The sequence below is a fragment of the Microbispora sp. NPDC049125 genome (genome assembly GCF_040802045.1).
Classification (GTDB): Bacteria; Actinomycetota; Actinomycetes; order Streptosporangiales; family Streptosporangiaceae; genus Microbispora.
The window spans coordinates 292,795-317,452 of sequence record NZ_JBEZDW010000003.1 but is presented as its reverse complement, the minus strand read 5'-3'; the positions used below and the strand labels follow the sequence as shown (position 1 = coordinate 317,452).

At 73.1% G+C, this 24,658-nt stretch carries 22 protein-coding genes; 6 read left to right on the top strand and 16 right to left on the bottom strand.

The features are described 5' to 3' along the window. Window positions 1-52 precede the first annotated feature (52 nt). The 5 genes from AB0B72_RS05690 to mraZ all read right to left on the bottom strand — a co-directional run bounded on the left by AB0B72_RS05690 (window position 53) and on the right by mraZ (window position 6,613). Window positions 53-1,639 (bottom strand): UDP-N-acetylmuramoyl-L-alanyl-D-glutamate--2,6-diaminopimelate ligase, encoded by a 1,587-nt coding sequence (locus AB0B72_RS05690; protein WP_367737181.1) that lies wholly within the window; start codon window positions 1,637-1,639, stop codon window positions 53-55. Window positions 1,640-1,679: 40 nt separating this feature from the next. Further along, window positions 1,680-3,410 carry a peptidoglycan D,D-transpeptidase FtsI family protein gene (locus AB0B72_RS05685; protein WP_367737143.1) on the bottom strand — a complete coding sequence of 577 codons (1,731 nt, stop codon included), beginning with the start codon at window positions 3,408-3,410 and terminating at the stop codon, window positions 1,680-1,682. A 662-nt stretch (window positions 3,411-4,072) separates the two neighbouring features. Next, window positions 4,073-4,963 (bottom strand): hypothetical protein, encoded by an 891-nt coding sequence (locus tag AB0B72_RS05680; protein WP_367737142.1) that lies wholly within the window; start codon window positions 4,961-4,963, stop codon window positions 4,073-4,075. Then, window positions 4,960-5,943 carry a 16S rRNA (cytosine(1402)-N(4))-methyltransferase RsmH gene (rsmH, locus tag AB0B72_RS05675; RefSeq protein ID WP_367737179.1) on the bottom strand — a complete coding sequence of 328 codons (984 nt, stop codon included), beginning with the start codon at window positions 5,941-5,943 and terminating at the stop codon, window positions 4,960-4,962. The genes AB0B72_RS05680 and rsmH overlap by 4 nt, the downstream gene beginning before the upstream one ends. Before the next feature lie 238 nt (window positions 5,944-6,181). After that, entirely contained in the window at window positions 6,182-6,613 is a 432-nt protein-coding gene (gene mraZ, locus AB0B72_RS05670) for a division/cell wall cluster transcriptional repressor MraZ (RefSeq protein WP_367737178.1), read from the bottom strand. 470 nt (window positions 6,614-7,083) lie between these two features. Here mraZ and AB0B72_RS05665 point away from each other — a divergent pair, with 470 nt between their 5' ends. The 3 genes from AB0B72_RS05665 to AB0B72_RS05655 all read left to right on the top strand — a co-directional run bounded on the left by AB0B72_RS05665 (window position 7,084) and on the right by AB0B72_RS05655 (window position 11,877). After that, window positions 7,084-8,064, top strand: a complete 981-nt coding sequence (locus AB0B72_RS05665) for an AAA family ATPase (protein ID WP_367737140.1) — start codon at window positions 7,084-7,086, stop codon at window positions 8,062-8,064. A 10-nt stretch (window positions 8,065-8,074) separates the two neighbouring features. Then, entirely contained in the window at window positions 8,075-9,301 is a 1,227-nt protein-coding gene (locus AB0B72_RS05660; protein ID WP_367737139.1) for a DUF58 domain-containing protein, read from the top strand. Between the two features lie 140 nt (window positions 9,302-9,441). Next, the gene (locus tag AB0B72_RS05655) at window positions 9,442-11,877 is read left to right on the top strand and encodes a DUF3488 and DUF4129 domain-containing transglutaminase family protein (protein WP_367737138.1); all 2,436 of its coding nucleotides are present in this window, start codon (window positions 9,442-9,444) and stop codon (window positions 11,875-11,877) included. 260 nt (window positions 11,878-12,137) lie between these two features. On the opposite strand, the gene AB0B72_RS05650 is transcribed toward AB0B72_RS05655, so the two are convergent. The 11 genes from AB0B72_RS05650 to AB0B72_RS05600 form a co-directional block, all read right to left on the bottom strand. Then, window positions 12,138-12,518 carry a DUF3040 domain-containing protein gene (locus tag AB0B72_RS05650; protein ID WP_367737137.1) on the bottom strand — a complete coding sequence of 127 codons (381 nt, stop codon included), beginning with the start codon at window positions 12,516-12,518 and terminating at the stop codon, window positions 12,138-12,140. Window positions 12,519-12,665: 147 nt separating this feature from the next. After that, the gene (locus tag AB0B72_RS05645; protein ID WP_367737136.1) at window positions 12,666-13,907 is read right to left on the bottom strand and encodes a DNA polymerase IV; all 1,242 of its coding nucleotides are present in this window, start codon (window positions 13,905-13,907) and stop codon (window positions 12,666-12,668) included. Window positions 13,908-13,962: 55 nt separating this feature from the next. Further along, window positions 13,963-14,682 carry a methyltransferase domain-containing protein gene (locus AB0B72_RS05640; RefSeq protein WP_367737134.1) on the bottom strand — a complete coding sequence of 240 codons (720 nt, stop codon included), beginning with the start codon at window positions 14,680-14,682 and terminating at the stop codon, window positions 13,963-13,965. 98 nt (window positions 14,683-14,780) lie between these two features. After that, entirely contained in the window at window positions 14,781-15,191 is a 411-nt protein-coding gene (gene nusB, locus AB0B72_RS05635) for a transcription antitermination factor NusB (protein WP_367737133.1), read from the bottom strand. A 1-nt stretch (window position 15,192) separates the two neighbouring features. Next, window positions 15,193-15,753 carry an elongation factor P gene (efp, locus tag AB0B72_RS05630; RefSeq protein ID WP_367737132.1) on the bottom strand — a complete coding sequence of 187 codons (561 nt, stop codon included), beginning with the start codon at window positions 15,751-15,753 and terminating at the stop codon, window positions 15,193-15,195. A gap of 23 nt (window positions 15,754-15,776) precedes the next feature. Further along, complete coding sequence (locus tag AB0B72_RS05625; protein ID WP_367737131.1) at window positions 15,777-16,847, bottom strand: M24 family metallopeptidase; 1,071 nt, start codon at window positions 16,845-16,847, stop codon at window positions 15,777-15,779. Window positions 16,848-16,874: 27 nt separating this feature from the next. Beyond that, complete coding sequence (locus AB0B72_RS05620; protein ID WP_367737130.1) at window positions 16,875-17,909, bottom strand: LLM class F420-dependent oxidoreductase; 1,035 nt, start codon at window positions 17,907-17,909, stop codon at window positions 16,875-16,877. Between the two features lie 62 nt (window positions 17,910-17,971). Beyond that, window positions 17,972-18,586: an NTP transferase domain-containing protein gene (locus AB0B72_RS05615; protein WP_367737129.1), complete on the bottom strand. Its 615-nt coding sequence runs from the start codon at window positions 18,584-18,586 to the stop codon at window positions 17,972-17,974. Then, window positions 18,583-19,695: an XdhC family protein gene (locus AB0B72_RS05610; RefSeq protein ID WP_367737128.1), complete on the bottom strand. Its 1,113-nt coding sequence runs from the start codon at window positions 19,693-19,695 to the stop codon at window positions 18,583-18,585. The genes AB0B72_RS05615 and AB0B72_RS05610 overlap by 4 nt, the downstream gene beginning before the upstream one ends. Beyond that, window positions 19,688-20,884, bottom strand: a complete 1,197-nt coding sequence (locus AB0B72_RS05605; RefSeq protein ID WP_367737127.1) for a VWA domain-containing protein — start codon at window positions 20,882-20,884, stop codon at window positions 19,688-19,690. The genes AB0B72_RS05610 and AB0B72_RS05605 overlap by 8 nt, the downstream gene beginning before the upstream one ends. Next, window positions 20,877-21,785 (bottom strand): AAA family ATPase, encoded by a 909-nt coding sequence (locus tag AB0B72_RS05600; RefSeq protein ID WP_367737126.1) that lies wholly within the window; start codon window positions 21,783-21,785, stop codon window positions 20,877-20,879. Before AB0B72_RS05600 ends, AB0B72_RS05605 begins: the two co-directional genes overlap by 8 nt. Window positions 21,786-22,116: 331 nt before the next feature. On the opposite strand from AB0B72_RS05600, the gene AB0B72_RS05595 reads away from it, so the two are divergent. From AB0B72_RS05595 to AB0B72_RS05585, 3 genes are read left to right on the top strand one after another with little or no spacing between them, the layout of a single operon-like run. Beyond that, on the top strand, window positions 22,117-22,383 hold the full coding sequence (locus AB0B72_RS05595) for a CU044_2847 family protein (protein ID WP_367737125.1): 267 nt from the start codon (window positions 22,117-22,119) through the stop codon (window positions 22,381-22,383). Between the two features lie 6 nt (window positions 22,384-22,389). Next, a complete protein-coding gene (locus tag AB0B72_RS05590) occupies window positions 22,390-24,009 on the top strand; it encodes a hypothetical protein (RefSeq protein WP_367737123.1) in 1,620 nt (539 codons plus the stop codon). Beyond that, window positions 23,961-24,641: a metal-dependent phosphohydrolase gene (locus AB0B72_RS05585; RefSeq protein ID WP_367737121.1), complete on the top strand. Its 681-nt coding sequence runs from the start codon at window positions 23,961-23,963 to the stop codon at window positions 24,639-24,641. The genes AB0B72_RS05590 and AB0B72_RS05585 overlap by 49 nt, the downstream gene beginning before the upstream one ends. Window positions 24,642-24,658: the final 17 nt, after the last annotated feature.

The window sequence follows — 24,658 nt, the reverse complement described above, 5'->3', positions numbered from 1 at the left end:
TCGGCCCGATGGTCGGCCCGGCGCCCGGCCGTGTGGCCGGCCCGGCGCCGCGTCATCCACCGGCGGGCCGCTCGGTGACCGGCCCGGCCCGGTGTGCGTGTACCCGGCCTCGCCCGGCGATGGCCCGGGCGGCCATCTCGCGGTCGTCGAAGGGGATCACTTCACCCCCGACATACTGCCCTTGCTCGTGCCCCTTGCCAGCCACAACTACCACATCTCCGGGCGTCGCACCGGAAATCGCGAGGTCGATGGCGGCCGCCCGGTCCGGTTCGACGATCACATGGGCCCGCTCACCGGCGGGCACGTTGAGCACGCCCTCCAGCATCGCGGCGAGGATCGCAAGCGGATCCTCGGTGCGGGGGTTGTCGCTGGTGAGGATGGCCACGTCGGCCAGCCGGGCCGCGGCCTCGCCCATCAGGGGCCGCTTGCCCCTGTCGCGGTCGCCGCCGCAGCCCAGGACGATCGACAGGCGGCCGCCCGGCCCGTCGTCGAGGACGGCGCGCAGGGAGCGCAGCACGGACTCGACCGCGCCGGGCTTGTGCGCGTAGTCGACGATCACCTCGTAACCCTCGCCGCCGGGCACCCGCTCCATGCGGCCGGGGACGCCGGTGAAGCCTCCGACCCCGGTGACGGCGGTCTGGAGCGGGACGCCCGCCTCGACGAGCGCCACGAGCGCGCCCAGCGTGTTCGCCACGTTGAACGGCCCGGGCAGGGTGACGTCGGCCCGCGCCTCGACCCCGCCGGGGCCGACGACGCGGAAGGAGCTGCCGTCGGGGCCGAGGCGCACGTCCTCGGCGCGCCAGTCGGCCTCCGGGGCTCCAAGCGCGGAGAACGTGGTGATCGGGATCTTCGCCAGGCCGGCCAGCTCGCGGCCGTGGGCGTCGTCGATGTTCACCACGCCGAGCCGCGACAGCTCGGGGGTGAACAGCCGTCGCTTGGCGGCGAAGTAGTCGTCGAGGTCACGGTGGAAGTCCAGGTGATCCTGGGAGAGGTTGGTGAAGATCGACACGTCGTAGAAGACGCCGTCCACCCGGCCGAGCGCGAGGGCGTGGCTGGAGACCTCCATGGCCGCCGCGGTGACGCCCTGCTCCCGCATCAGCGCGAACAGGCCGTGCAGGTCGCTCGCCTCGGGAGTGGTGAGGTCGGGGACGAACCGTACGTCGCCCGCACGGATCTCCACGCCGCCGATGAGGCCGGTGCGGTGGCCGGCCGCCCGCAGGCCGGCCTCGATGAGGAAGGTGGAGGTGGACTTGCCGCTGGTGCCGGTGACGCCGATGACCATGACGTCCGCCGCCGGCCTGCCGTACACCCAGGCCGCGACCTGGCCGAGCACGGCCCGCGGGTCGGGGACGACCAGCACGGGCAGCCCGGTGGCCGTCGCCGCCTCGCGGCCCTCCTCGTCGGTGAGGATGGCCGCGGCGCCCGCGGCGAGCGCGTCGGAGGCGAACCGCGCTCCGTGCACCGTGGTGCCGGGCAGCGCCACGTAGAGGTCGCCGCGCTGGATCCGGCGCGAGTCGATGGTGATGCCGGTGACGGCGCCGCGCACGGCACGGGCGCCGGGAGAGGGGACGGCCGAGACCGCGCCGAGCAGAGCCGCGAGCCCGGACAGCGGGCGGGCCTGCGTGGCGGCGGGACGCATAGACGACGGGGGACGCACGGCGAGAGCGTACCGTCCCCGGTCAGCGTCCGGCTTGAAGGACGGCGGTGGGCGCCTTCGTACCGGTCGGCGGGATCTTCCTGCTCTTCAACGCGAAAGTCATGACGTCCTTGAACACCGGGGCGGCGACCATGCCGCCGTAGTGGCCTTTCTTGGGATGCTGGACGACGGCGAGCGTCATCAGCCGCGGCGCGTCCGCCGGGGTGAAGCCGACGAACGTCGCCGTGTATCCGCAGTATCCCCCGCATTCCTGGTCGTACCGCATGGCGGTGCCCGTCTTGCCCGCGACGCGGTACCCCTCGATGGAGGCGGCCTCACCCGTGCCGTCGTGGCCCACCGCGGCCTCCAGCATCAGCGCGATCTCCCGGGCGGTCGCGTCGCTGATCACCCGGGTCTTCTTGGGCGCCGCGGCGGGGACGAGCCTGCCGTGCTCGTCCGTCGTGCCCGCGACGATCGTGGGGGTCACCCGCACTCCTCCGTTGGCGATCGTCTGGTAGACGCTGGCCATCTGCAGCGCGGTGACCGAGATGCCCTGGCCGTAGGCGATCGTACAGCGCTGGCTGCCCGACCAGGTCTGCCAGCCGGGCAGCAGCCCGGCCTCCTCGCCCGCGAGCCCCGACCCGCTCTTCCCGCCGAAGCCGAACGACCGGAACATGTCGTACAGCCGCTGGCTCGTGACCTTCTCGGACGCCATGATCGTGCCGATGTTGCTGGACTCGGCCATGATCCCGGTGAACGTCAGCATCTCGGGCGGGTGCGGGTGGGCGTCCCTGAGCATCCGGTCCGCGCACTGGTAGTGGTCCGGGACGCGGAAGACGGTGCCGGGGCTGACGGCGCCCGACTCGATCGCGGCGGCCGCCGTGATCACCTTGTTCGTGCTCCCGGGCTCGAACACCTCGGAGACCGCGCGGTTCCCCCGCGCGGTCACCGGGCTGTCCTGCCACTTGTTGACGTCGAACTGGGGGGCGTTGGCCATCGCGAGGACCTGCCCGGTCCGCACGTCCATGACGATCACGCTGCCGCCGCTCGCCTTGGTGGCGTCGACCTGCCTGGCGATCGCCTGCTCGGCGGCCCACTGGATGTCCCGGTCGATCGTCAGCCGCACGTCACGGCCCGGCACCGGGGACTGCCGCGTGCTGCGCGTCATGGGGATGCGCTGCCCGTCCCGGCCGATCTCGATGCTCTGCTGGCCGTCGCGCCCGGCGAGGATCTTGTCGTAGGAGCTCTCCAGCCCCGCCAGGCCGCCGCCGTCGACGCCGACGAAGCCGATGAGGCCCCCGGCGAGGGTGCGGCCCGGGTACAGGCGCTGGTAGGTGGGCTTGGAGCCGACGCCCTTGAACCCGAAGCCCATGATCCGCTTGGCGCGCAGCGGGTCGACGTCGCGTGACAGCGGGATGTACCGCTGGGTCGTCTTGGCCAGCTGGGCCGAGACCTCCTCCAGGGGGCGGTTCAGCTCCTGGGCGAGGGTCTTGGCGATCAGGTCGCGTTTGGCCGGATCGATGTCCTTGGGGTCGAGATAGATCTCCCGGGCCTCGATCGTCACCGCCAGCTCGTGTCCCGCGGCGTCGGTGATCGACCCGCGCCGGGCGGGGAGCGTCTCCGGCTGCACCCGCTGCTGGGCGGCCCGCGCCTGCAGGACCTTGGAGTCGAGCCCCTGCAGCTGCACCAGGCGGCCGGCGAACAGCGACAGCACGAAGGCCATCACGATCAGACCGGCGTTCAGCCGCCGCGAAGGGTTGCCCAGCCGCAGCACGGCCGGCGGACGGGGCGGGGCCGGCGGACGGGGCGGGCGGGGGGGCCGTGGGCCGTCTCCCGGGCGCCTGGGGCGCCACTCCCCCGGGCCTGAGGCTCGCGTCGGCTCCTCCCCGAGCGTGCGTCCGGGTGGGACGGGCCGGCCGCCCTGTCCCGTACGGCCCGGCTGCGGCGGGCGGCCGGGCGGCGCCGTGCGACCTGTCTGTGCCGTGCGACCGGGCTGGGCCGCGCGAGCCGAGGGCCTGGCGGAGGCGGGCCCGTCGCCGTCGTTGCGGGCGCCGCGCCGCGGATCGTCCGGCCCGGTGGGACGGCCGTTACGGGCACCGCGACTCCCGGCCGGGTCGTCCGGTCCTACGGGGCGGCCGTTACGGGCACCACGAAGCCCCGCCGGGTCGTCCGGCCCGGTGGGACGGCCGTTACGGGCACCACGATTCCCGGCCGGATCGTCCGGTCCTACGGGGCGCCCCTTGCGCGTGCCCCGGTGCTCCGCTGGGTCGTCGCGGCCGGGAGGGATGGGCGTGTCCGGACGGCCGGGCTTGGACGGGCCGTCCGGGCGGCCGGGACGCCCCGGGGTGCCCGGAGCCCTCCTGCCGCCGGCCGGGCCCGGACCGCCACGCCCACTGGGACCGCCGCGGCCGGGACCCGGATTCCGGCCGCTCTCTCTCACCGGTTCGTGCCCTCCTCCGAGCCTGCGCCGCCTGTCTCACTGCCTGCCGTGCCGCCTGTAGGGCCGCCTGTAGGGCCGCCTGTAGGGCCGCCTGTAGGGCTGCCCGTCGGGCCGCCCGTCACGGACCCCGTCTCCGAGGCCGCCGAGCCCGTCTCCGTACCTGTGCCGCCGTCCGTGCCGTCGTCCGTGCCGCCATCTGGGCCGGTGGTCACGAACGAGGGGGCCGACTTGTCCTCCCTGAGGTACGGCCTGGCCGCCTCGGCGAGCGCGGGCGGCTGGCTCCACTCGCGCAGCCGGCTCTCCTGCTCGGCGGCCTGCTCATGCAGCTCGTCGATGCTCGACCGCAGGTCGCTCAGCTTGAACGAGTCCTGGGCGAGCACCGTGTTCAGCAGGAGCAGGGACACCAGGCCGCCGCACATCAAACCCACGACGAGCAGGACGAACGGAGCCCTCGCGGGGCGCCGGAACGCCCGCCGCGCCATTGTGGCACGAGGGGCCGCCGTGGAGCCGGAGGCGTCGGCCGCGCCGCGCCGTGGCGGGCGCGCCCCGGGAGCGGCCGGCGGCGATCCGGCACCGGGCACCGGCGGGCCCGCCGGCCGCGCGGTCCGCCTGGGCGCGCGGCCCGGCGCCGTGCCGGGACGGGCGGCCGGAGCCGCCTGGCGGGCCGTCTCGCGTGGCGCGGACCGGTCCGGGCGAGGAGGGGCCGCGTCCACGCGCCCGCGCCCCGCCGCCGGACGCTGCGGAGCCGCCGTGGGCGTGGGGGTCCCCTCCGGGGCCTCCGCCGCCGTGGCCGTACGGCCGGGCGCGTCGCCGGTCAGGTCACCGGGCGTGCGGACCGGCGCGCGGCGGGCGGCGGGCGCCCTCCTGGTCTCCTGTTCTGTCCTCATCCCTGGCGGATCCTCTCTGCCGCCCGCAACCGGGCCGAGGCGGCCCGCGGATTGCGGGCCACCTCCTCGTCGTCCGGGAGCTCTGCTCCCCTCGTCAGTAGGCGGAACCGGGGCTGGTGAGCCTCAAGGAGGACCGGGAGGCCGGGGGGGCCGGTGTCCCTGGTTCGCGCCGCGAGGACCTGCTTGGTGAGCCGGTCCTCCAGTGAGTGGTACGCGAGCACGACCACGCGGCCGCCGACCGCCAGCGCGTCGAGGGCGGCGGGGAGCGCGCGCTCCAGCGCGGTCAGCTCCTCGTTCACCTCGATGCGCAGGGCCTGGAAGGTTCGCTTCGCGGGGTTGCCCCCGGTCCGCCTCGTCGCGGCCGGGATGGCCGCCCGGACGAGCTCGGCGAGCCGCTTCGTCGTGGTGATGGGGTCCTTGGCGCGCTCCTTGACGATGAAGCTCGCGACGCGCGCCGCGAACCTCTCCTCGCCGTAGACGCGCAGGATGCGGGTGAGCTCCGCGGCGGAGTAGGTGTTCACCACGCGCTCGGCGGTGAGCTCCTGCTCGCGGTCCATCCGCATGTCGAGGGGGGCGTCGTAGGAGTAGGCGAAACCGCGCTCGGCCTCGTCGAGCTGAGGGGAGGACACTCCGAGGTCGAACAGCGCGGCGTCGACACGGCGTCGACCGGCTTCCCGCAGGACGTCGGCCAGCTCGTCGGACACGGCCCGTACGAGCGTCGTCCGGTCCGCGTACGGCGCGAGCCGCGCGGCGGACCTCTCGATGGCGGTGGGGTCGCGGTCGATGCCGACGAGATGGAGGGAGGGGTGGGCCGCGAGGAGCGCCTCGGCGTGCCCGCCGAGGCCGAGGTTGGCGTCGACGACGACAGCGTCCGGCCCCGCGAGAGCCGGGCCGAGCAACTCCAGCACGCGATCGAGCATGACCGGAACGTGACCACCCGAGTGAACGGGCTCTTGCGACAAAGCTGCCAACCCCCATATCGCCGCTTCTGTGCTCGCGGATGCGCGGCTTGCCGCCGGTGATTACCCAACGGGTCCCCACCCATGTCGGCCTTTGTCGGAAAATTTGGCCAACCCGCCCGGCCAGGTCCCCATCCGCGTCGCCGACCGTGGCGTCTGACACCGGGGAAGGTGCATCAGCTGCCACATGGGAGCGGGTGGAGACCTCGCCGAACGTCACCGACGGGTCATATGTGATCAAGAAAGGATCAGTGTCGATCTACAGCACTCCGGGCAGCACCTCCTCCGAGAGCTCGGAGAACGCCGGCTCCTGGGCGGCCAGATAGGTGTCCCATGCCTGGGCGTCCCAGATCTCCAGCCGGGTGTTGGCACCGATGACCACGCAGTCACGTTCCAATCCCGCGTACTGCCGGAGGCTCTGCGGGATCGTGATCCGTCCCTGCTTGTCGGGCACCTCGTCCGACGCGCTGGCGAAGAAGACACGGCTGTAGTCGCGGACCGCCTTGGCGGTCACCGGTGCGGTGCGCAGGGCCTCGGTGATGCGCTGGAACTCCTCTACGGGGAAGACGTAGAGGCAGCGCTCCTGGCCTTTGGTGATCACAAGACCCTCCGCCAGCTCCTCGCGATACTTCGCCGGCAGGAACAGCCGTCCTTTGTCATCTAGGCGCGGGTGGTGGGTGCCGAGGAACAGCGGATCCACCTCCCGTGCCTTGCGGAGCGCTCAGCGCTGTAGCCTCTGCCCTCCACTGCGCACCACCATACTCCACTTCTCCCCACCGTCAACTGATTCAGGCCGTGCCGGCATTCGAATTCGGCCGCGTTTCCGCAGGTAAAGGCGGGTGGTGTGGAGTGGGGCGCCGCGCCCTCCCCCGCACCCCGGCGGGCGTGTCCCCAGCCTCACTCCCGTACGGGCAAAGCCCGGCGGGCACGGGATTCCGGGGACGCGCGAGAGCTGCGTGGAGGAAAGTGGAGCGGGCGATTGTCACAGGATTCCCATGCGTCCGGCTCTGCACCGAGATGGCGTGGGACAACGGCCCGGCAGTTCATCCGGATTTCCGGACAAAGTCGCTCAAGAACCGCAGGAGACATAGGGTCTGTACACAGAATGGAAAAAGAACGTTTAACGCCCCATTCCCGGGGACGTACCCTCATGGAGGCCTGGTGGCAGTAACACCCGACGTCACCGATGCGGGAGCCCGGCTCGAGGAGCTGGTGGACACCGCCCACCGGATCCGCCACGCGATCGAAGCCGTGATCGAGGGCAAGAGCGAGGTCGTCCGCCTCACCCTCACCGTGCTCCTGGCAGAGGGTCACCTCCTGATCGAGGACGTGCCCGGCGTGGGCAAGACGATGCTCGCCAAGGCGCTGGCCCGATCGATCGACTGCCCCGTCAAGCGGGTGCAGTTCACCCCCGACCTGCTGCCCAGCGACATCACCGGGGTCAGCGCGTACAACCAGCAGACCCGGGAGTTCGAGTTCAAGCCGGGGCCGGTGTTCGCCAACATCGTCGTCGGCGACGAGATCAACAGGGCCTCCCCCAAGACGCAGTCCGCGCTCCTGGAATGCATGGAAGAGCACCAGGTCACGGTCGACGGCGTCACCTACCAGCTCGAATCGCCGTTCATGGTCATCGCGACGCAGAACCCGATCGAGATGGAGGGGACCTATCCCCTGCCGGAGGCCCAGCGCGATCGCTTCACCGCGAAGATCGCCATGGGCTATCCCGAGCCCGCGGCCGAGCTGGAGATGCTCGACGTGCACGGCGCCTCCCAGCCGCTCGACAAGATGGAGGCGGTGGCCACGACGGCCGAGGTGCAGTCGCTCATCGAGGCCGTGCGCGCCGTCTACGCCTCCCAGCCGGTGAAGCGGTACGCCGTCGACGTCGTCGCGGCCACCCGGCACTCCCCCGACCTGCGGCTGGGCGCCTCCCCGCGCGCCACCCTCCACCTGCTCCGCAGCGCGCGGGCGCACGCGGCGCTGTCCGGCCGCGACTACGTCATCCCGGACGACCTGCAGGAGCTCGCCGTGCCCGTGCTGGCCCACCGGCTGCTGCCGAGCCTGGAGGCCCAGGGGCAGCGCCGCCAGCCCGAGCAGGTGATCGCCGACCTGGTGCGCCGCGTACCGGTCCCGGACACCAGGTGACGGAGGCCCGATGACGGGGTTGAAGGCCCTCACTCCCCGCGGGCGGTCGTTCCTCGCCGCCGGCGTGGCCGCGCTGCTGTGCGCGTTCGTGCTGGGCGAGCACGACCTGCTGCGGGTCGCCGTACTGATCATCGCGATGCCGCTGATGGCGTCGGTCGTCGTGGCCCGCACCCGCTACCGGCTGAGCTGCGCCCGGCGCCTCGACCCCGCACGCGCCCCCGTGGGCACCGACAGCACGGTCACGCTGCGGCTGGAGAACGTCACCCGGCTGCCCACCGGCCTGCTGCTCGTCGAGGACACGCTTCAGTACGCGCTGGGCACGCGGCCGAGGTTCGTCCTCGACCGGGTGGAGTCGCGCGGCGTCCGGGAGATCGACTACAAGGTCCGCTCCGACCTGCGCGGACGGTTCCCCATCGGGCCCCTGTCGATCCGGATCACCGACCCCTTCGGGCTGGTCGAGCTGGCCAGGTCGTTCACGATCACCGACACGCTGGTGGTCGTCCCCCAGGTCGTGCCGCTGCCGCCGGTGCGGCTGTCCGGCGAGTGGTCGGGCGGGGGCGACAGCCGTACCCGGTCGGTCGCGTCGGCGGGCGACGACGACGTGGCGCCGCGCGACTACCGCCAGGGCGACGACCTGCGACGGGTCCACTGGCGGTCGACGGCGCGCCACGGCGAGCTGATGGTCAGGCGCGAGGAGCAGCAGTGGCAGAGCAGGGGCGCGCTCCTGCTCGACACCCGCAGGCACGCCCACCGCGGCGAGGGGCCGCGCTCGTCGTTCGAGGTGGCGGTCTCGGCCGCCGCGTCGATCGGCGTGCACCTTTCCGGCGACGGCCTCGGGCTGCGGCTGGTCACCGACCAGGGCCCGCAGCACCTGCCCGACGCCGGCCAGTCGTGGTCGCTGCTCGACGCCCTCGCCGTCGTACGGCAGAGCTCGGCGAGATCACTGGAGCACGGGGTGGCGGCGCTGCGCCAGGGCGGCGGCGAGGGCCTGGTCATCGCGGTCCTCGGGTCGATCGACTCCGCGGAGGCGCAGGCGCTGGCGAAGCTCAGGCATCCGGGCGTGACCGGTGTCGCGGTCCTGCTCGACGTCGAGGGCTGGGACGGTTTCCCCGACGAGGCGGCGGAGCAGGCGCGGGGCGTGCTGACCTCGGCCGGCTGGCGGGTGCTCCGCCTGCCCGCCGGGACGTCGCTGGCGACCGTGTGGCCGGAGGCCGCGTACAGGAGGAGCGCCGCGTGATCGGCGGCGACGGCGCGGTGGCGGGCCGTGTGATCGGCGGCACACGAGACGGCGGCGAACGTGTGAGAAGGGCCGGCGGACCGCGCGCCGTGCCCCGCGGGTGAGGACCGGCGGCGAGCCGGACGAGGAGTGAGCGACCTATGAAACTGCCGGTTGCGGCGGCGCTGGCCACGGCGGCGGTCACCATCACGCTCTACCCGCTCTTCGAGGGGGGCGGCTGGTTCTGGGCGAGCATGGGCGCGGTCCTGACGACCGCGCTGGCGGGCGTGGCGGCGTCCCGGCTGGGGGCGCGCCCCTGGGTGGCGCCGGTCGCGATGCTGCCCGCGCTGCTGGTCTACCTGACGGCCGCCTTCACGAGCCATGAGGCGTGGCTGCGGGTCATCCCGACGAAGGGCTCGCTGGCCAGGCTGGCCGAGCTGACCGCCTCCGGCTTCGACGACATCCAGCGGTACGCCGCGCCGGTGCCCGCCAATTCGGGCATCACCCTGCTCACGGCGGCCGGCGTCGGGCTGATCGCCCTGCTGGTCGACGTGTTCGCCGTACGGCTGCGCCGGGCCGCGCTCGCCGGGCTGCCGCTGCTGGCCCTGTTCACGGTGCCGGCCGCCGTGATGACCGATCCGATCGGCTGGCCGGCGTTCATGATCGGCGCGCTGGGGTACGTCGGGCTGCTCGTGGCCGACGGGCGCGAGCGCCTGACCCGGTGGGGCAAGGCCGTCGTGGTGCGCCGCTCCAGGAGCACGACGTCGGCGGCCACCACACCGGACACCGAACGGCTGGCCCTGTCCGGCAAGCGGATCGGCGTGATGGCGATCGTGCTGGCGGTCGTGGTCCCCGCGCTGCTGCCGGCGCTGGCGCCCGACCCGGTGTTCGGGTTCGGCGTGGGCAACGGCCTGGGCGGGGGCGGCGGCAACATCGGCGTCCCCGACGCGATCGCCAAGCTCGGCGGCCAGCTGCGCCAGCAGGCCAACTCGACCGTCCTCACGTACACCACCAGCGACGACAAGCCGCGCTACCTGCGGATCTACTCGCTCGACGTGTTCGACGGGCAGAAGTGGACGTTCAGCTCGCTTCGGGGACGCCCGGAGGACCGGGTGTCGGAGGGGCCGCTGCCCCCGGCGCCGGGGCTCGGCCCCGGGATCGCCGTGGGCCGGGCGGAGGCCCGGATCAGCGTCAGCGAGGACCTCGACCAGCTCAGGTTCCTGCCGCTTCCGTACCCGGCGACGCAGGTCGAGGCCGACGGCGACTGGCGGGCCGACCGGGCCTCCCTCATGGTGTTCTCCACCAAGGACGAGGCGTCCGGCCTGGACTACCGGGCCGTCGTCGGTGAGCCGCAGCCGAGCATCGACCAGCTGAACCTGGCCGCCCCGTCGCCACCCGACGGGCGCTACCTCGCGCTGCCGCAGGAGCTCGACCCCGAGGTGGCGGCGCTCGCCGCCCGGGTCACCGCGGGCGCGGCCTCGCCGTACCAGCAGGCCGTGAAGCTCCAGGAGTGGTTCACCAAGAGCGGGAAGTTCACCTACACCCTGCGGGCGGCGGGCTCGGGCGCCGACGCGCTGTCGCGATTCGTGCTGCGTGACCGGAAGGGCTACTGCGAGCAGTTCGCGAGCGCGATGGCCGTCATGGCCCGGATGCTCGGCATCCCGGCGCGGGTCGCGGTCGGGTACACGGGCGGGACCAAGATCGGTGACGTGTGGACCGTGCGGACGCACGATACGCACTCATGGCCGGAGCTCTACTTCGAGGGCGTCGGATGGCTGCGGTTCGAGCCGACCCCCGCCGGGGCGGCCGGTCAGGGAACCGCGGAGGTGCCGCGGTACACGATCCCCGTGGCGCCGACCACCGGCCCCTCGGCCGGCCCGTCCGCGAACCCCTCCGGGGGAGCGGACGACACGTCCAGCAACGCCCGGCCCGTCCGGCCCAACCCGCGGCAGCTCGACCGTGACCTCGGCGCCGCGCCCGTCGTCGTGGACCCGGGCCTGCCGGTGACCGCCAAGGTGGGCATCGGCCTGGCCGCCGCCCTGCTGCTGGCCCTCCTGCCCGCCGTGGCCCGTCTGCTGGTGCGGCTGCGGCGCCACCGCCCCGCGCGGGTGCGGAACGCGGCCTGGGCGGAGCTGTGCGACACGCTGACCGACTTCGGGATGCCCCGCCGGCCGGACGAGAGCCCGCGGGCGCTGGGCCTGCGGCTCAGGGAGCGGCACGAGCTCGATCCGGAGACGGCGGCGTCGCTCGCGCGCGTCGTCACCGCGGAGGAACGGCTCAGGTACGCTCCGTCGCCGGCGGCGGACGGGCCGCGCCCCGCCGACCTGCGGCGGCTGAGGCGCGGCCTGGGAGCGACGGTGTCCCGGTGGCGGCGGTTCGGCGCCCTGGTGGCCCCGATGTCCACGCTGCTGCGCCTGCGGGCGGCGGGGGCGGGCGCGCTGGACGTCATGGACCGGCTGGAGGGCCTGCGCCTGTGGCCCGGCAGGGCCCGCGACGCAGCACCCGGCGGGACCGGCGCCCGTACGGCGGGCCAGGACGGCTTCGCCAACGACACGGCCGCCCGGGAGGACCGGCCCCTCGTCGGCGGCCGCCGCTAGCTCGCGTGGTGGGGCGTGGGGGCCGAAGGCCCCCACGCGGGCCGGGCATGCACCACCCGCGTCGCGTAGCACCGCGGCAACCCGTCCAGGTCGTGATCGTTGCACGCCTGAATCAGGCGATGAACAACGTCCGGCATCACGAGAAGCCCCCGTTCTCAGCCTGAGCGGCTACACCACCCGCCCAGGCTCCTGAACGGACGTGCGGGCCGCGGCGGGTGTCCTGAGCGCGGGGGGTGCTCAGGACTCCCGGGACGCGGCGCTCAGCGCTCGTCGTGGCGGCGGCGCCAGCGCTCCTCCATGCGCTCCATGAAGGTCTGTCGCTGCGGGCGGCGGCCACGGGCCTGGGGTGCCGACGAGGTGTCGCCCAGCCCGTTCATCCGCTTCCAGCTCGACAACCCCCACAGGCAACTCGCGAGCATGACCACGAAGCCGGCGGCACCGAGCGGGATCTGGGCCGCGACGACGCCGACCATCAGCAGAACCACGCCGAGTGCGAAGCCGATGGAGGCCTTCACCAGGCGGCGCTTGTAATGGCTGCGCGGATTGCTGATCCGGACGGTATTGGCCCACTTCGGGTCCTCGGCATAGAGGGCCTGCTCGATCTGGTCGAGCAAGCGCTGCTCGTGCTCAGACAGCGGCACGGCGCCTCCCAAGGACGGCCCCATTCAGGGGAAGACGGCAACGGACGACACGGGGTGTCCGAACCTCGCGGTCGGTTATCCCCAGAATACGAGGCTGTAGACGTAGGCGAAAGAAAACGTCCAACGCGGTCCAAACCGGAGGTGACGTCATGGATCCATTGGACCAAACGGACGGCGTACGAGCGAGGCCGGAACCACCGCGTTCTGGCCGAATCTTCGGACCGCCCGGTCCATGGCCTGTTCGGCCTCCCGCCAGCCGGTCTCCCGTTCGCCGAGGCCGAGCTGGCGGCTGGCCGTGGCGGCCGGGCTGAGGTTCTCCATGCGGACGCCGACGAGCCGCAGGCGGACCCGCTCCAGCCCGGCGGCCCGGTAAAGCTCGCATGATGTGTCGTAAATCTCCTTCGCGACATCGGTCGGCTCCCGCAGCGTACGGGACCGGGTGATCGTGGAGAAGTCGGAGCGGCGCAGCTTCACGCTGACCGTCCGGCCGACGTGCCCGGCCGCCCTCAGCCGGGCCGCGACCCGCTCCGACAGCCGCAGCAGCTCCCGCCTGATCGTCTCCGGGTCGTCCACGTCCTGGGAGAACGTCTCCTCGTTGCCGATGCTCTTGTCGGGGACGTGCGGCACGACCGGCCGCTCGTCGCGGCCCCAGGCGAGCGCCGCGAGGTGGGCTCCGACGGCGCCGAACTCGCGCTGGAGCGTGGCGACCGGCACGTGGGCCAGGTCGCCCACGGTGCGGATGCCGAGCCGCACCAGGGCCTGCTCCGTGCGCTCTCCCACGCCCCACAGGGCGGCCACGGGCAGCGGGTGGAGGAACTCCACCACCGAGCCGGCCGGGACCACCAGGAGGCCGTCCGGCTTGCACTGGCGGGAGGCCAGCTTGGCCACGAACTTGCTGCCGGCCACCCCGACCGAGCAGGTGATGCCGTACCGGTCGGCGACCTGCTCGCGGATCATCTGTGCGATCACGGCGGGCCGGCCGAGCCTGCGCCGGGCGCCGCCCACGTCGAGGAACGCCTCGTCGGAGGCGATCGGCTCCACTTCCGGCGTGATGGCCTGGAAGAGCTCCATGACGCCCCGGGAGACCTCGGCGTACTTGGCGTGCCTGGGCGGGATCACGGTCGCCTGCGGGCAGAGGCGGCGGGCCCGGGTCATCGGCATCGCGGAGTGCACGCCGAACCGGCGGGCCTCGTACGTGGCGCTGAGCACGACGCCGCGGGCCCCGGTGGCGCCGACGATGACGGGGGCGCCCTTCAACTCCGGCCGATCGAGCAGCTCGACGCTGGCGAAGAACGCGTCCATGTCCACGTGCAGGATCGGGCAGCCGCTGTCGTCTCCGGGACCGCCGGACGGGGACGGCTCCCGAGGCAGCAGCTGGTTCCGGGACACACCGTCACCCTACCCGAACACCGTTTCTATTCGAAGGGCGGACGGGACGGGGCGTTCACCGGCAGGCGATGACGTGGAGCCGGGTGGCGATGTCGCGCAGCACGGGGTGGGCCGCCGCCGCCTGCTCAAGCGCGATCAGCCCGTCCGGGTCGCCGTCGGCGAGCATGCCGGGCACCAGGTCGGCGAAGATCCGTACGCCGTGCACGTCGCGGACGGTGAATCCGGCCGCCTCCATCAGCCCGGAGAGGGTCTCCCGGGAGAACCGGCGCGGGGTGGGGTCCCGGTCGCCCCAGCGCCCGTCCGGGTCGGACAGGGACCGGCGGGCCTCGTCGAAGTGCCCGGCGAGCGAGCGGTGCAGGGCCACGGCGACGGAGTTGGCCGCGAGCAGGCTGACCACGCCCCCCGGCCGCAGGATGCCCCGGACGGCGCCGAGGGCGCGCGCCGGGTCCTCCACGTACTCCAGCACGCTGTGGCAGAGCACCAGGTCCGCGCTGCCCGGCTCCAGCAGCTCACCGAGGTCGGCGGCGTCGCCCTGGAGGCCTTTCACGCCGACACCGGTCTCCGCCGCCCGGCGCTCCAGCGCCGCGAGCGAGTCGGGCGTCGGGTCGACCACCGTCACCACGTGCCCGAGCTCGGCCAGGGGGACGGCGAAGCCGCCCGTCCCTCCCCCGGCGTCGACGATGTCCAGCGTCCGGCGCCCGGTGGACTCCGCCCGCTCAGACAGGACCGTGCGCAGGGCCTCCCAGACGACGGTCCTCCGCGTGGCGTCACGCATCTGCGGCCTCCCCGTTCACAAGTCCGCTCACGAATCCGCTCGCGGCTCCACTCACAGTTTGCTCGCGGCTCTGCTCACAGCTCTGCTCACAGGTCCGCTCACAGGGACAGCGAGGGCTTGAGCTGCTTGAACCGGGCGAGCAGCCCGTTGACGAACTGCGGCGACTCGTCGGTCGACAGCTCGGCCGCCAGATGCACCCACTCGCTGATCACCACGCCCTCCGGCACCTCGTCGGACCAGAGCATCTCGTAGGTGCCGCCGCGCAGGACGTTGCGGTCCACGGCGGGCATCCGCTCCAGCGTCCACCCCTCGGAATAGGTGGAGATGAGCTCGTCGATGCGGTCCAGATGCCGGAACACGCCCTCCACGAGGAAGGAGGTGTACTCGTTCACCGGGGGGTCCGACCGCTCCACCCGCTCGGCGAGCACGTCCAGCGGGCTCTCGGTGCGGGCCTCGGCCTCGAAGAGGATGTCCAGCGCGCGGCGGCGGGCCTTCCCCCGAGCCGACACGTCAGGCCCGGCCGAGGTACTCGCCGGTGCGAGTGTCGACCTTGACCTTCTCGCCGGTGGTGATGAACAGCGGCACCTTGATCTCCGCGCCGGTCTCCAGCGTGGCGGGCTTTGTGCCGCCGGTGGAGCGGTCGCCCTGGAGGCCGGGGTCGGTGTGCGAGATCGTCAGCTCGGCCGCGGCCGGGAGGTCCACGTACAGCGGGACGCCCTCGTTGAAGGCGATCGTCGCCGTGGTGTTCTCCAGCATGTAGTTGGCGGCGTCGCCGACCACGTCGCGGCCGACGTTGACCATGTCGTAGGTCTGCGTGTCCATGAACACGAAGTCCTCGCCGTCGAGGTAGGAGTACTGCATCTCGCGCTTGTCGACGTTGGCCACGTCGACTTTCACGCCGGCGTTGAAGGTCTTGTCGACGACCTTGCCGGACATGACGTTCTTGAGCTTGGTCCGGACGAACGCGCCGCCCTTACCGGGCTTGACGTGCTGGAATTCGACGACGGTCCACAGCTCCCCGCCGTCGAGCTTGAGCACGAGTCCGTTCTTCAGGTCGTTCGTCGTCGCCACGTGGTCTCCTGCGTGCGGCTGCCCTAGAGGACGAGCAGCTCCTTGGTCGTCAGTGTGAGGAGCTCCGGCCCGTCGTCACGCGTCACCAGCGTGTCCTCGATGCGCACACCGCCCCTGCCTGGCAGGTAGACCCCCGGCTCGACGGTGATCGGAACTCGATCCTCTAGTCTACCGGTCCTGTCAGGGCCCAGGAACGGAAGCTCGTGGATCTCCAGCCCGACGCCGTGGCCCAGACCGTGCTCGAAGTGCCCCCCGTGGCCCGCCTCCGCGATGACGCCGCGCGCCGCCGCGTCGACCTCGCGCGCCGCCGCCCCGGGCCGTACGGCGTGGCGCCCGGCCCGCTGCGCGAGCCGTACCAGCTCGTAGAGGTCGCGCTGCCAGCCGGCGGGGGGCCCGACGGCCACGGTGCGGGTCATGTCGGCGTGGTAGCCCTCGTGGCGGGCCCCGAAGTCCATGGTGACCAGATCCCCCGCCTCCACCGGCCGGTCGGTGGGCGAGTGATGCGGGATCGCGCCGTTCGGCCCGGACGCCACGATGGTGTCGAAGGCCGGCTTCTCGGCCCCCAGGTCGATCATGGCGGCCTCCAGCCACCGGGCGATCTCCCGCTCGGTGACGCCGGGGGCGATTCGCCCGACGACCTGCGAGAACGCCTCGTCGGTGATCGCGCACGCCCGGCGCAGGGCCTCGATTTCGCCGGCGTCCTTCACCGCCCTGACCGTCTCGACCAGGTCGTCGGCCGGTGTGAGGCGGCGCCCGGCGGGGAGTGCCCCGGCGAGCCGCCGGAACCGGCCGACGGGCAGGTGACCGCCCTCGACGGCGATCGCCGCCGGGAGGCCGTCGCGGGCCAGCAGGGCCCCGGCGACGTCGCGCTCCTCGACCAGCTCCAGGCCGGAGCACGTCTCCCGGGCGGTCTGGATGTAGCGCGAGTCGGTCGCAAGCACCGCGTCGCCCTCCGCGGGCACGAGGAGCGCGGCGTTCGAGCTGGAAAGACCGGTCAGGTACCGGACGTTGACGGGAGAGGTGACGAGCACGGCGCCGGCGTCGTGCTCCGGGAGCGCGGCGGCCAGCCGCGCGCGGCGCTCTGCGTGGATCACGTAGGGGACTCTACGCCCGTGGCCGCGTCAGCCCGCCAGGTCCCTGACCTTCTCGATGAGCCGGACCCGTTCGGCGTGCGTCGCGGCGAAGGGCGCCACGTTGATCGTCGTCACCCCGGCCTCCCGCATGGCGGCGAGCCGCTCCCTGACGTGGCCCTCCGAGCCGACCAGTGACATCTTCTCCAGCAGCTCGCGCGGCACATGGGCGGCCGCCTCGTCCTTCTTGCCCTCCAGGTAGAGGTCCTGGATGCGCTCGGCCTCCTTCTCGTAGCCGTAGCGGCGGGCGAGGTCGTTGTAGAAGTTCTTCCCCTTGGCGCCCATGCCGCCGATGTAGAGGGCGGCCATCGGGCGGCCGAACTCCAGGACGTCGTCCACGTCGTCGCCGATCGCGAGCACGGCCTGGGCGACGACGTCGAGCTCGCCGAGCTCGGGGGCACGCCTGGCCCTGCCCGCCGCCAGCGACGCCCCCCACACGTCGGCCGCCTTCTCCGGCATGAAGAAGATCGGCTCCCAGCCTTCGGCGATTTCGGCGGTGAGCTCGACGTTCTTGGGGCCGATCGCGGCGACCACGATCGGGATGCGCTCCCGCACCGGGTGGTTGATCAGCTTCAGCGGCTTGCCGAGGCCGGTGCCGCCCTTGAGGGGCATCGTGTAGTGGGTGCCCTCGTACTCCAGGCGCTCGCGACGCCAGACCTTGCGGCAGATCTCGATGATCTCCCGGGTGCGTGCGAGCGGCGCGGTGTACGGCACGCCGTGGAAGCCCTCGATCACCTGGGGGCCGGACGCGCCCAGGCCCAGGGTGAACCGGCCGTCGGAGACGTAGTCGAGCCCGGCGGCGGTCATCGCCAGCAGCGCCGGCGTGCGGGAGTAGATGGGCAGGATGCCCGACGCGATCTGCAGGCGCTCGGTCCTGGCCGCGATGTAGCCCATCTGGCTGACCGCGTCGAAGGTGTACGCCTCGGCCACGAACACGATGTCGAGCCCGGCCTTCTCGTGGTCGGCGAGCTCGGCCACCGTCTCCTTGAAGCCCCCGGCGTAGTTGAGGGCCATCCCGATCCGCATCCGTTTCGTCCCTTCGGCGCACCCAACGGAACCGAACTATGTTCCGTTACCGGGACCCAAGGCTAACGGCCGGGCGGGCGCCGGTCGACATCAGCCCGTACGGCGGACAGGCGGCGCAGGTCCTCAAGGGTGTCGACGTCCGCCGGGTCGCCGGCGTCGTCGCAGGCGACCCGGGTGACCAGCTCGGGCCGTGCGCGCAGGAAGGGGCGCGCCCCCACGTCGCCCTCGGCCAGCGCGCACACCTCCGCGAAATGCGCCCTGGAGATCAGCACCGGGTTGCGCGGCTGTCCGCCGTACTCGGCGACGGCGACCTCCGCCCCGGCCTCGAACGCCTCGATCAGCCTCCGCACGGCCGCCGGGCGGATCAGCGGCTGGTCGGCGAGGGCGATCACCGCCGCCCGGGCCGAGCCGGGCACCGCCCGCAGCCCGGCACGCAGGGACGAGCCCATGCCGGTGGCCCAGTCGGGGTTCACGACCGTGACGGCGCCGGGGAGAGCCGTCGGCGCGGCCCCGAGGACGGCGACGACCGGTCCGCACCCGCCGTCGGCGAGCAGTCGCACGCCGCGGTCGGCCAGCCGCTCTCCCTCGAACTCCACCAGTGCCTTGGGCCCCCCGAACCTGCTGCCGCCCCCGGCGGCCAGCAGCACGCCCGCGACCTCGCTCGTGGGGCCCGTCATCCGGGCTCGTGGAGCTGGTCGCCGTGGATGCGGCCGGTGGTGTCGGTGAGCGGCATGCCGCTGCCGCCCCAGCGCAGCTTGATCAGCTCGGCGGCGATCGACACGGCGGTCTCCTCGGGTGTGCGGGCTCCGAGGTCCAGCCCGATCGGCGACCTCAGCCGGGAGACGTCGGCGTCCGTCAGGCCCGCCTCGCGCAGCCGCGTCAGTCGATCCTCGTGCGTGCGGCGCGAGCCCATGGCCCCGACGTACGCCGCGGGGGTGCGCAGCGCCACCTCCAGCAGCGGCACGTCGAACTTCGGGTCGTGGGTGAGCACGCAGATCACGGTCCGCTCGTCGACCCGGGCCTCGGACAGGTAGTCGTGCGGCCACCTGACCACGACCTCGTCCGCCTCGGGGAACCGCTTGGCGGTGGCGAAGACCGGCCGGGCGTCGCAGACGACCACGTGGTAGCCGAGGAACTTCCCGATCCTGGCGACGGCCGCGGCGAAGTCGATGGCGCCGAAGACGAGCATGCGGGGCGGCGGCGCGAAGGAGCGGACGAACACCTGCAGGTCGTCCAGCCGCCGCTCCCCCTCGGGGCCGTAGCGCCGGACGCCGGTCAGCCCCTGGGCGAGCATGCCGCGCGCGTCGTCGTCCACCGCGTCGTCCAGCCGGGCCGAGCCGAGCGACCCGGAGGAACGGCCGGGCCAGATCACCCTGCGCGCCCCCACCCGCCCGGGGCCGGACACGATCGTGGCGACGGCCACGGGCCGGTGGCCGTCCACCGACGCGGCGATCTCCCCCAGCTCCGGGTAGCCGTCCCTGGATACCGGCTCGACGAACACGTCGATGATCCCGCCGCAGGTGAGGCCGACCGCGAAGGCGTCGTCGTCGCTCACGCCGTACCGCTGGAGCACCGGCGCGCCGCCGGCCACCACCTCCTGGGCGAGCTCGTAGACGGCGCCCTCCACGCATCCGCCGGACACGCTGCCCGCGACGTCCCCGCCGAGCACCGCCATCGCGGCGCCGGGCGGGCGCGGCGCGCTGCGGAACGTCCCGACCACGGTGGCCAGCGCGAAGCGCTCCCCCGACTCCCACCACCGCATGATCTCGTGCAGCACGTCACGCATCAGCGCACCCCCCTCTGAACGGCCCGCCCGCCCGGCCCGCCCGCCCGTCCGCGAGGAGGGCGGCCAGGCGCTCGAACGCGGCCAGGCTGTGGCCCGGCACGAAGTCGGTGACGTACGGCAGCGCCGCCCGCATCCCCGCCGTCAGCGGCCGGTACGCCGGGTCGCCCTTGTGGGGGTTCACCCAGATCACCCGGCGGGCGAGCCGGGACAGGCGGGCCATCTGGGCCCCGAGCAGGTCGGCAGAGCCTCGCTCCCAGCCGTCCGAGGCGATCACCACGACGGCGCCGCGAGGGTCGGGCAGCCTGAGGAGCTCCCTCAGCTCCTCGCCGAGGCGGGTGCCGCCGCTCCAGTCGGGGATCGCCGCCGAGCACGCCTCCATCGCGGTCTCGGGGTCACGGTGGCGCAGGGGGGCCGTGACCCTGGTCAGCCGCGTCCCGGCGGTGAACACCTCGGTCGCCCCCGGCTCCGCCACGACGAGCGCGTGGGCGAGGCGCAGCAGGGTGTCGGCGTAGGCGGCCATCGAGCCGCTCACGTCGACGACCAGGACGACCTGCCACGGCCGGTCCCTGCGGGCACGCGACAGCAGCCGCGCCGGCTCCCCGCCGTGCCGCAGCGCCTCCCTCACCGTGCGGCGGGCGTCGAGCGTCCCCCGGTACGACGGCCGGAACCTGCGCGACCGGCGCCGCGCCCGGGTGCCCCGCAGCATCGCGAGCAGCCGGTGGACCTCCCGCCGTTCCTCCTCGCTCATCCGCGCGACGTCTCGGTGGCGCAGCACCTCCGTCTCGCTCGCGGTCGCCGGCGGGGCGCTGCGCTCGCCGGCGTCCTCGGGCTCGCGGGAGCCGTACGGCGTGGCGGCCGGGCGGGTCACGGACACGGTCATGGCGGGACGGGGGGCGCGCGGCCGGACCCCGGAGAAGTAGGCGGCGAAGCACCGGTCGTAGACGGGGAGGTCGTCGCGGCCGGCGCAGAGCGTGAGGCGGCCGGCCCAGTAGACGTCCCGCTCGTCCGCCACGTCGAGATGCCCCACGGCGGCCAGGAAGCTCTGGGTGCGCTGGTGGTCGGCCCCCACCCCGGCGGCGCGGAGCGTGCGCGCGAAGCCGGTCATGGTGGCGGCCACGCCCCGCCGCTCACCGCCCCTCGCCGCGTCGTTTCCCGCGGGGGCCGGGCCGCGGACGCCGTTCTCAGGCATGGCGGCCGTCCCCGCCGGCGGCGAGCAGCCCACGCACCCGTACGGCCTCCTGGTCCTCGCGGTACTTGAGCACGGCGCCGAGGGTCGCGGCGGCCAGGCCCGGGTCCAGCTCGGCCGCGCCGAGCGTGAGCAGGGCCTCGGTCCAGTCGAGCGTCTCGGCGATGCCCGGCGGCTTGACGAGGCCTGCCTCGCGCAGCCGCGCGGCCGCCCTCGCGACGCCGGCGGCGAGCCGTTCCGTGCAGCCCGGCAGCCGCCGCAGGAGGATCGCTACCTCCCGCTCGAAGCCGGGGTGTTCGAGCCAGTGGTAGAGGCAGCGCCGCTTGAGCGCGTCGTGGACCTCGCGCGTCCGGTTGGAGGTCAGGACGACAAGCGGAGGGGACGCCGCCCTGATCGTCCCCAGCTCCGGTATGGAGATCGTGAAGTCGGACAGCACCTCGAGCAGGAACGCCTCGAACTCGTCGTCGGCGCGGTCGATCTCGTCCACCAGCAGCACGCACGGCTGGGTCTCCAGGGCCCGCAGCAGCGGCCGGGCGATCAGGAACCGCCGGTCGTAGATCTCGCCCTCCAGGGCGGCGACGTCCGCGGCCCCGGCGGCCTCGGCCGCCTTGAGGTGCAGCAGCTGGCGGGCGAAGTCCCAGTCGTAGAGGGCCTGGGCCGCGTCGAGCCCCTCGTAGCACTGCAGCCGGATCAGCGGAGCCCCGAACACGGCGGCGAGGCTCTTGGCCAGCTCGGTCTTCCCGACGCCCGCCTCGCCTTCGAGGAAGAGCGGCCGGCCCATCCGCACCGCCAGGAAGGCGGCGGTCGCCAGGCCGTCGCCGGCGAGGTAGTCGTGGCCGTCGAGCAGCTCCGCCAGCCTCGCCGGCGACTCGATCCCCGCCGTTTCACCTGTTCGCACCAGCACAGGGACAGGCTACGTGCCCGGGGCGGGCGGGGCCCTGTCCGATTCCGCCAAATACGGGCGTGCGGCGAGGCCGTCGGCACAACGATCGCACAGGGCGCGTATCCGGCGTCGATTCTCCGGGCGAATCCCGAATTCACCCGGAAAGCGAACTTCCGGCGGTCGTTCAGCGGACCGTCGGAAGCGTCCTGGGCGGCGTTAGGATACGGGCACCCGCGATTAGTCACCCGTCCCGTCCCGGTCCTTCCGGGGCTCGGTGGACGGCTGATTCCTTCCGATACAAAAGGGCGTGAGAATGCCTGTCATCCAATATGCCGACGGCACGCTGGTCTCGGTGACCGACACGGCCGCCGAGAGGGCCGAATACGGCATGCGCGCCGAGGCCGTCGACGTGATGTCCAAGTTCCGCGACGTGGCGGGCGAACTGCAGAAGAGAATCGACGACCTGGGTTCGCAGTTACGGCAGGCGGCGAGCCGCCCCGAGGAGGTCACCGTGGAGTTCGGCGTGGAACTGGAGAGCTCGGCCGGATTGCCCGTCATCGCGCAGGGTCGCGCCACCTGCCATCTCGTCGTGACCGCCACCTGGCGCGCGAAAGACTGAGGGCGGGTGTCGGTCTACTGGAGCCGGGACAGCGCTCAGGGCGTGTACGGCTTCTTTGAGAGCGGCAACACCATTTCCTTCGTTCCGGGCGCCGGCTTTTCTGTGGACGCGGTCGTCCAGCACGAGCTGGTTCACGCGCGACTGGTGGATCTCAGCGTTCTCGGATTCGTCCAGCAGGCGCTTCGCGCGTGCGCGCTTCACGCCGCCACGCGTTCCGACCTCGCGGCCCTGGAACATCTGAAGTCGTACGCGGGAATCATTCAGCGCAGCACGGACCAGGTGCACGAGACCGCCGCGTGGACGCTGACCGAGATGATGGAGCTGATGAACCCGAAGCTCCATGCCCTGGGGTTACCGGTGGGCGAGGTGCGGATTCCGAAAACGCCGCGGGCGTACTCGGCGGGATGCGCGCTGGCGACCGAACTTTACCTGGTGTCCGCCGCCCGGACCCAGCGCGCGGACGGCAGCCTCGATCCCGGCGCGCACCCGCTGAACTACGCGGCGCTGGTGCAGGCGATGGCCGTCTGGGCGCTCAGCCCGGCGGGGTTGATCGGCACCCTGGAGTCCGGCTTCCCTGAGGCGGAGGCCTTCCAGGCGCTGCTGAGGAGCGCGGAGAACCAGCCGACCAAGCGGTTCCTCTCCCTGTTCCCCTGGGCGCAGCGGCAGCCGCTGTCGCGGATCCGGGACGTCGTGCGCCTGTCGCGGCGCGGCGACATCGTCAAGCACGCCCCCATACCCGTCTCGGCCCGGCCTCAGGTGGGCGGCGCTAGATGGCGGGCGCTGGTGTCCCAGCTGAGTGCCGAGCTCGCCACCGACCTCGATCGCGTCACGGACGGCGAGATGCGCGACCTGATCCGCGCGATCGACTTCTACAACCCGGACGTCGACGATTACGCGCAGGTGGCCGTCCTGCAGCCCAGCAGGCCCCTGAACGCCGTGCCCGCCGCGCACGCCTCGCTCGCCGCGCGCCTCGACGGGAGCCTCATCTGCCAGATCCACCGCGAGCCGGGCGTCATGGACCTCGCCGGATTCACCGGCGCCGCCGTGTTCGGCCCGGACGAGTGCGACGTGAGCATGTACAGCGTCGGCACCCGCATGGCGACGGGATTCCTGACGTCCGCACACGACATCAGAGGCTTCCTGGCGGCGGGGGCCGGCCCCGGCGTGAAGACGCACACCGTGGTCTCCAGCGTCGGTTATGACTTCGGCGAGGCCGATTTCACCGGTGAGATCCTCGCCCAGGTGCCGCATGCGGTCGTGGCGGTCACGTCCTTCGCGCAGCTGTGGCTGAAGCTCACGGTGTCGGGTGGGATATGCGGGCTCCGGGACATCGAATACCTGGTGCGGCCCTCCGGGTTCCCGGACGAGTACTCCTTCGTCACGTTCAAGGCACGCGACCTCGACCGGGTCGCCGTCGTCACCGCCCTTCCCACGAAGACACTGGACCGCATCCCCCGTTTCGCCTCACGCGCCGACCCCGCCCGGGGCATCCGCCTTTCCCGGACCACCGCGAGGCTGGTTGACTGGGCACCGTCCACAGCGGACTGCGTGATCGCCGCATGGTGCTTGTGGGAGAGGTGGATACCGTTTCAGGCGTCGGAGAACGTGCGGACAGCGCCGGGCTGAGACTCCCGGCTCAGGGGAGGGCACTGCCCCCGCCTCCGGGGCTCGCCGGCTCCCCGGCGGGACGGGCGCTGACGGCGGAGCTCCTGGCCCGCTGGGCCGAGCCGCACCGCCGCTACCACACCACCGCCCACCTGCGGGCCGTCCTCGCCGCCGTCGAACCGCTCGCCGCCCTGGCAGGGGACGCCGACGCCGTACGGCTCGCCGCGTGGTTCCACGACGCCGTGTACGAGGGACGGCCCGGCTGGGACGAGGAGCGGAGCGCGCAGCTCGCCCAGGCGAGGCTCCCGGCGTGCGGGGCGGCCCCTGGGCGCGTCCGCGAGGTGGCCAGGCTCGTGCGGATGACCGCGACCCACTCCTACGACCCAGGGGACGCCGACGCGGCCGTACTGTGCGACGCCGACCTGGCCGTTCTCGGCAGCGCCCCCGAGGAGTACGACGCGTACGCCAGAGCGGTGCGGGAGGAGTACCGGCACATACCTGACGAGCCGTTCCGGGCAGGACGCTCCGCCGTCCTGACGCGGCTGCTCACCGGCGACCATCTGTTCGGAACCGAGGCGGGGCGTGATCTGTGGGACCGGCGGGCGAGGGAGAACATGCGCCGCGAGCTCGCGGCGCTCGCGGCCTCGTCCTAGCGTCACCGGGCGCCTTC

Bases quoted from the DNA above. Each gene is read 5' to 3' on its own strand.
- AB0B72_RS05690 (WP_367737181.1), bottom strand. From the start codon at position 1,639: ATGCGTCCCGCCGCCACGCAGGCCCGCCCGCTGTCCGGGCTCGCGGCT.
- AB0B72_RS05680 (WP_367737142.1), bottom strand. From the start codon at position 4,963: ATGAGGACAGAACAGGAGACCAGGAGGGCGCCCGCCGCCCGCCGCGCG.
- AB0B72_RS05660 (WP_367737139.1), top strand. From the start codon at position 8,075: ATGACGGGGTTGAAGGCCCTCACTCCCCGCGGGCGGTCGTTCCTCGCC.
- AB0B72_RS05655 (WP_367737138.1), top strand. From the start codon at position 9,442: ATGAAACTGCCGGTTGCGGCGGCGCTGGCCACGGCGGCGGTCACCATC.
- AB0B72_RS05640 (WP_367737134.1), bottom strand. From the start codon at position 14,682: ATGCGTGACGCCACGCGGAGGACCGTCGTCTGGGAGGCCCTGCGCACG.
- AB0B72_RS05620 (WP_367737130.1), bottom strand. From the start codon at position 17,909: ATGCGGATCGGGATGGCCCTCAACTACGCCGGGGGCTTCAAGGAGACG.
- AB0B72_RS05615 (WP_367737129.1), bottom strand. From the start codon at position 18,586: ATGACGGGCCCCACGAGCGAGGTCGCGGGCGTGCTGCTGGCCGCCGGG.
- AB0B72_RS05610 (WP_367737128.1), bottom strand. From the start codon at position 19,695: ATGCGTGACGTGCTGCACGAGATCATGCGGTGGTGGGAGTCGGGGGAG.
- AB0B72_RS05605 (WP_367737127.1), bottom strand. From the start codon at position 20,884: ATGCCTGAGAACGGCGTCCGCGGCCCGGCCCCCGCGGGAAACGACGCG.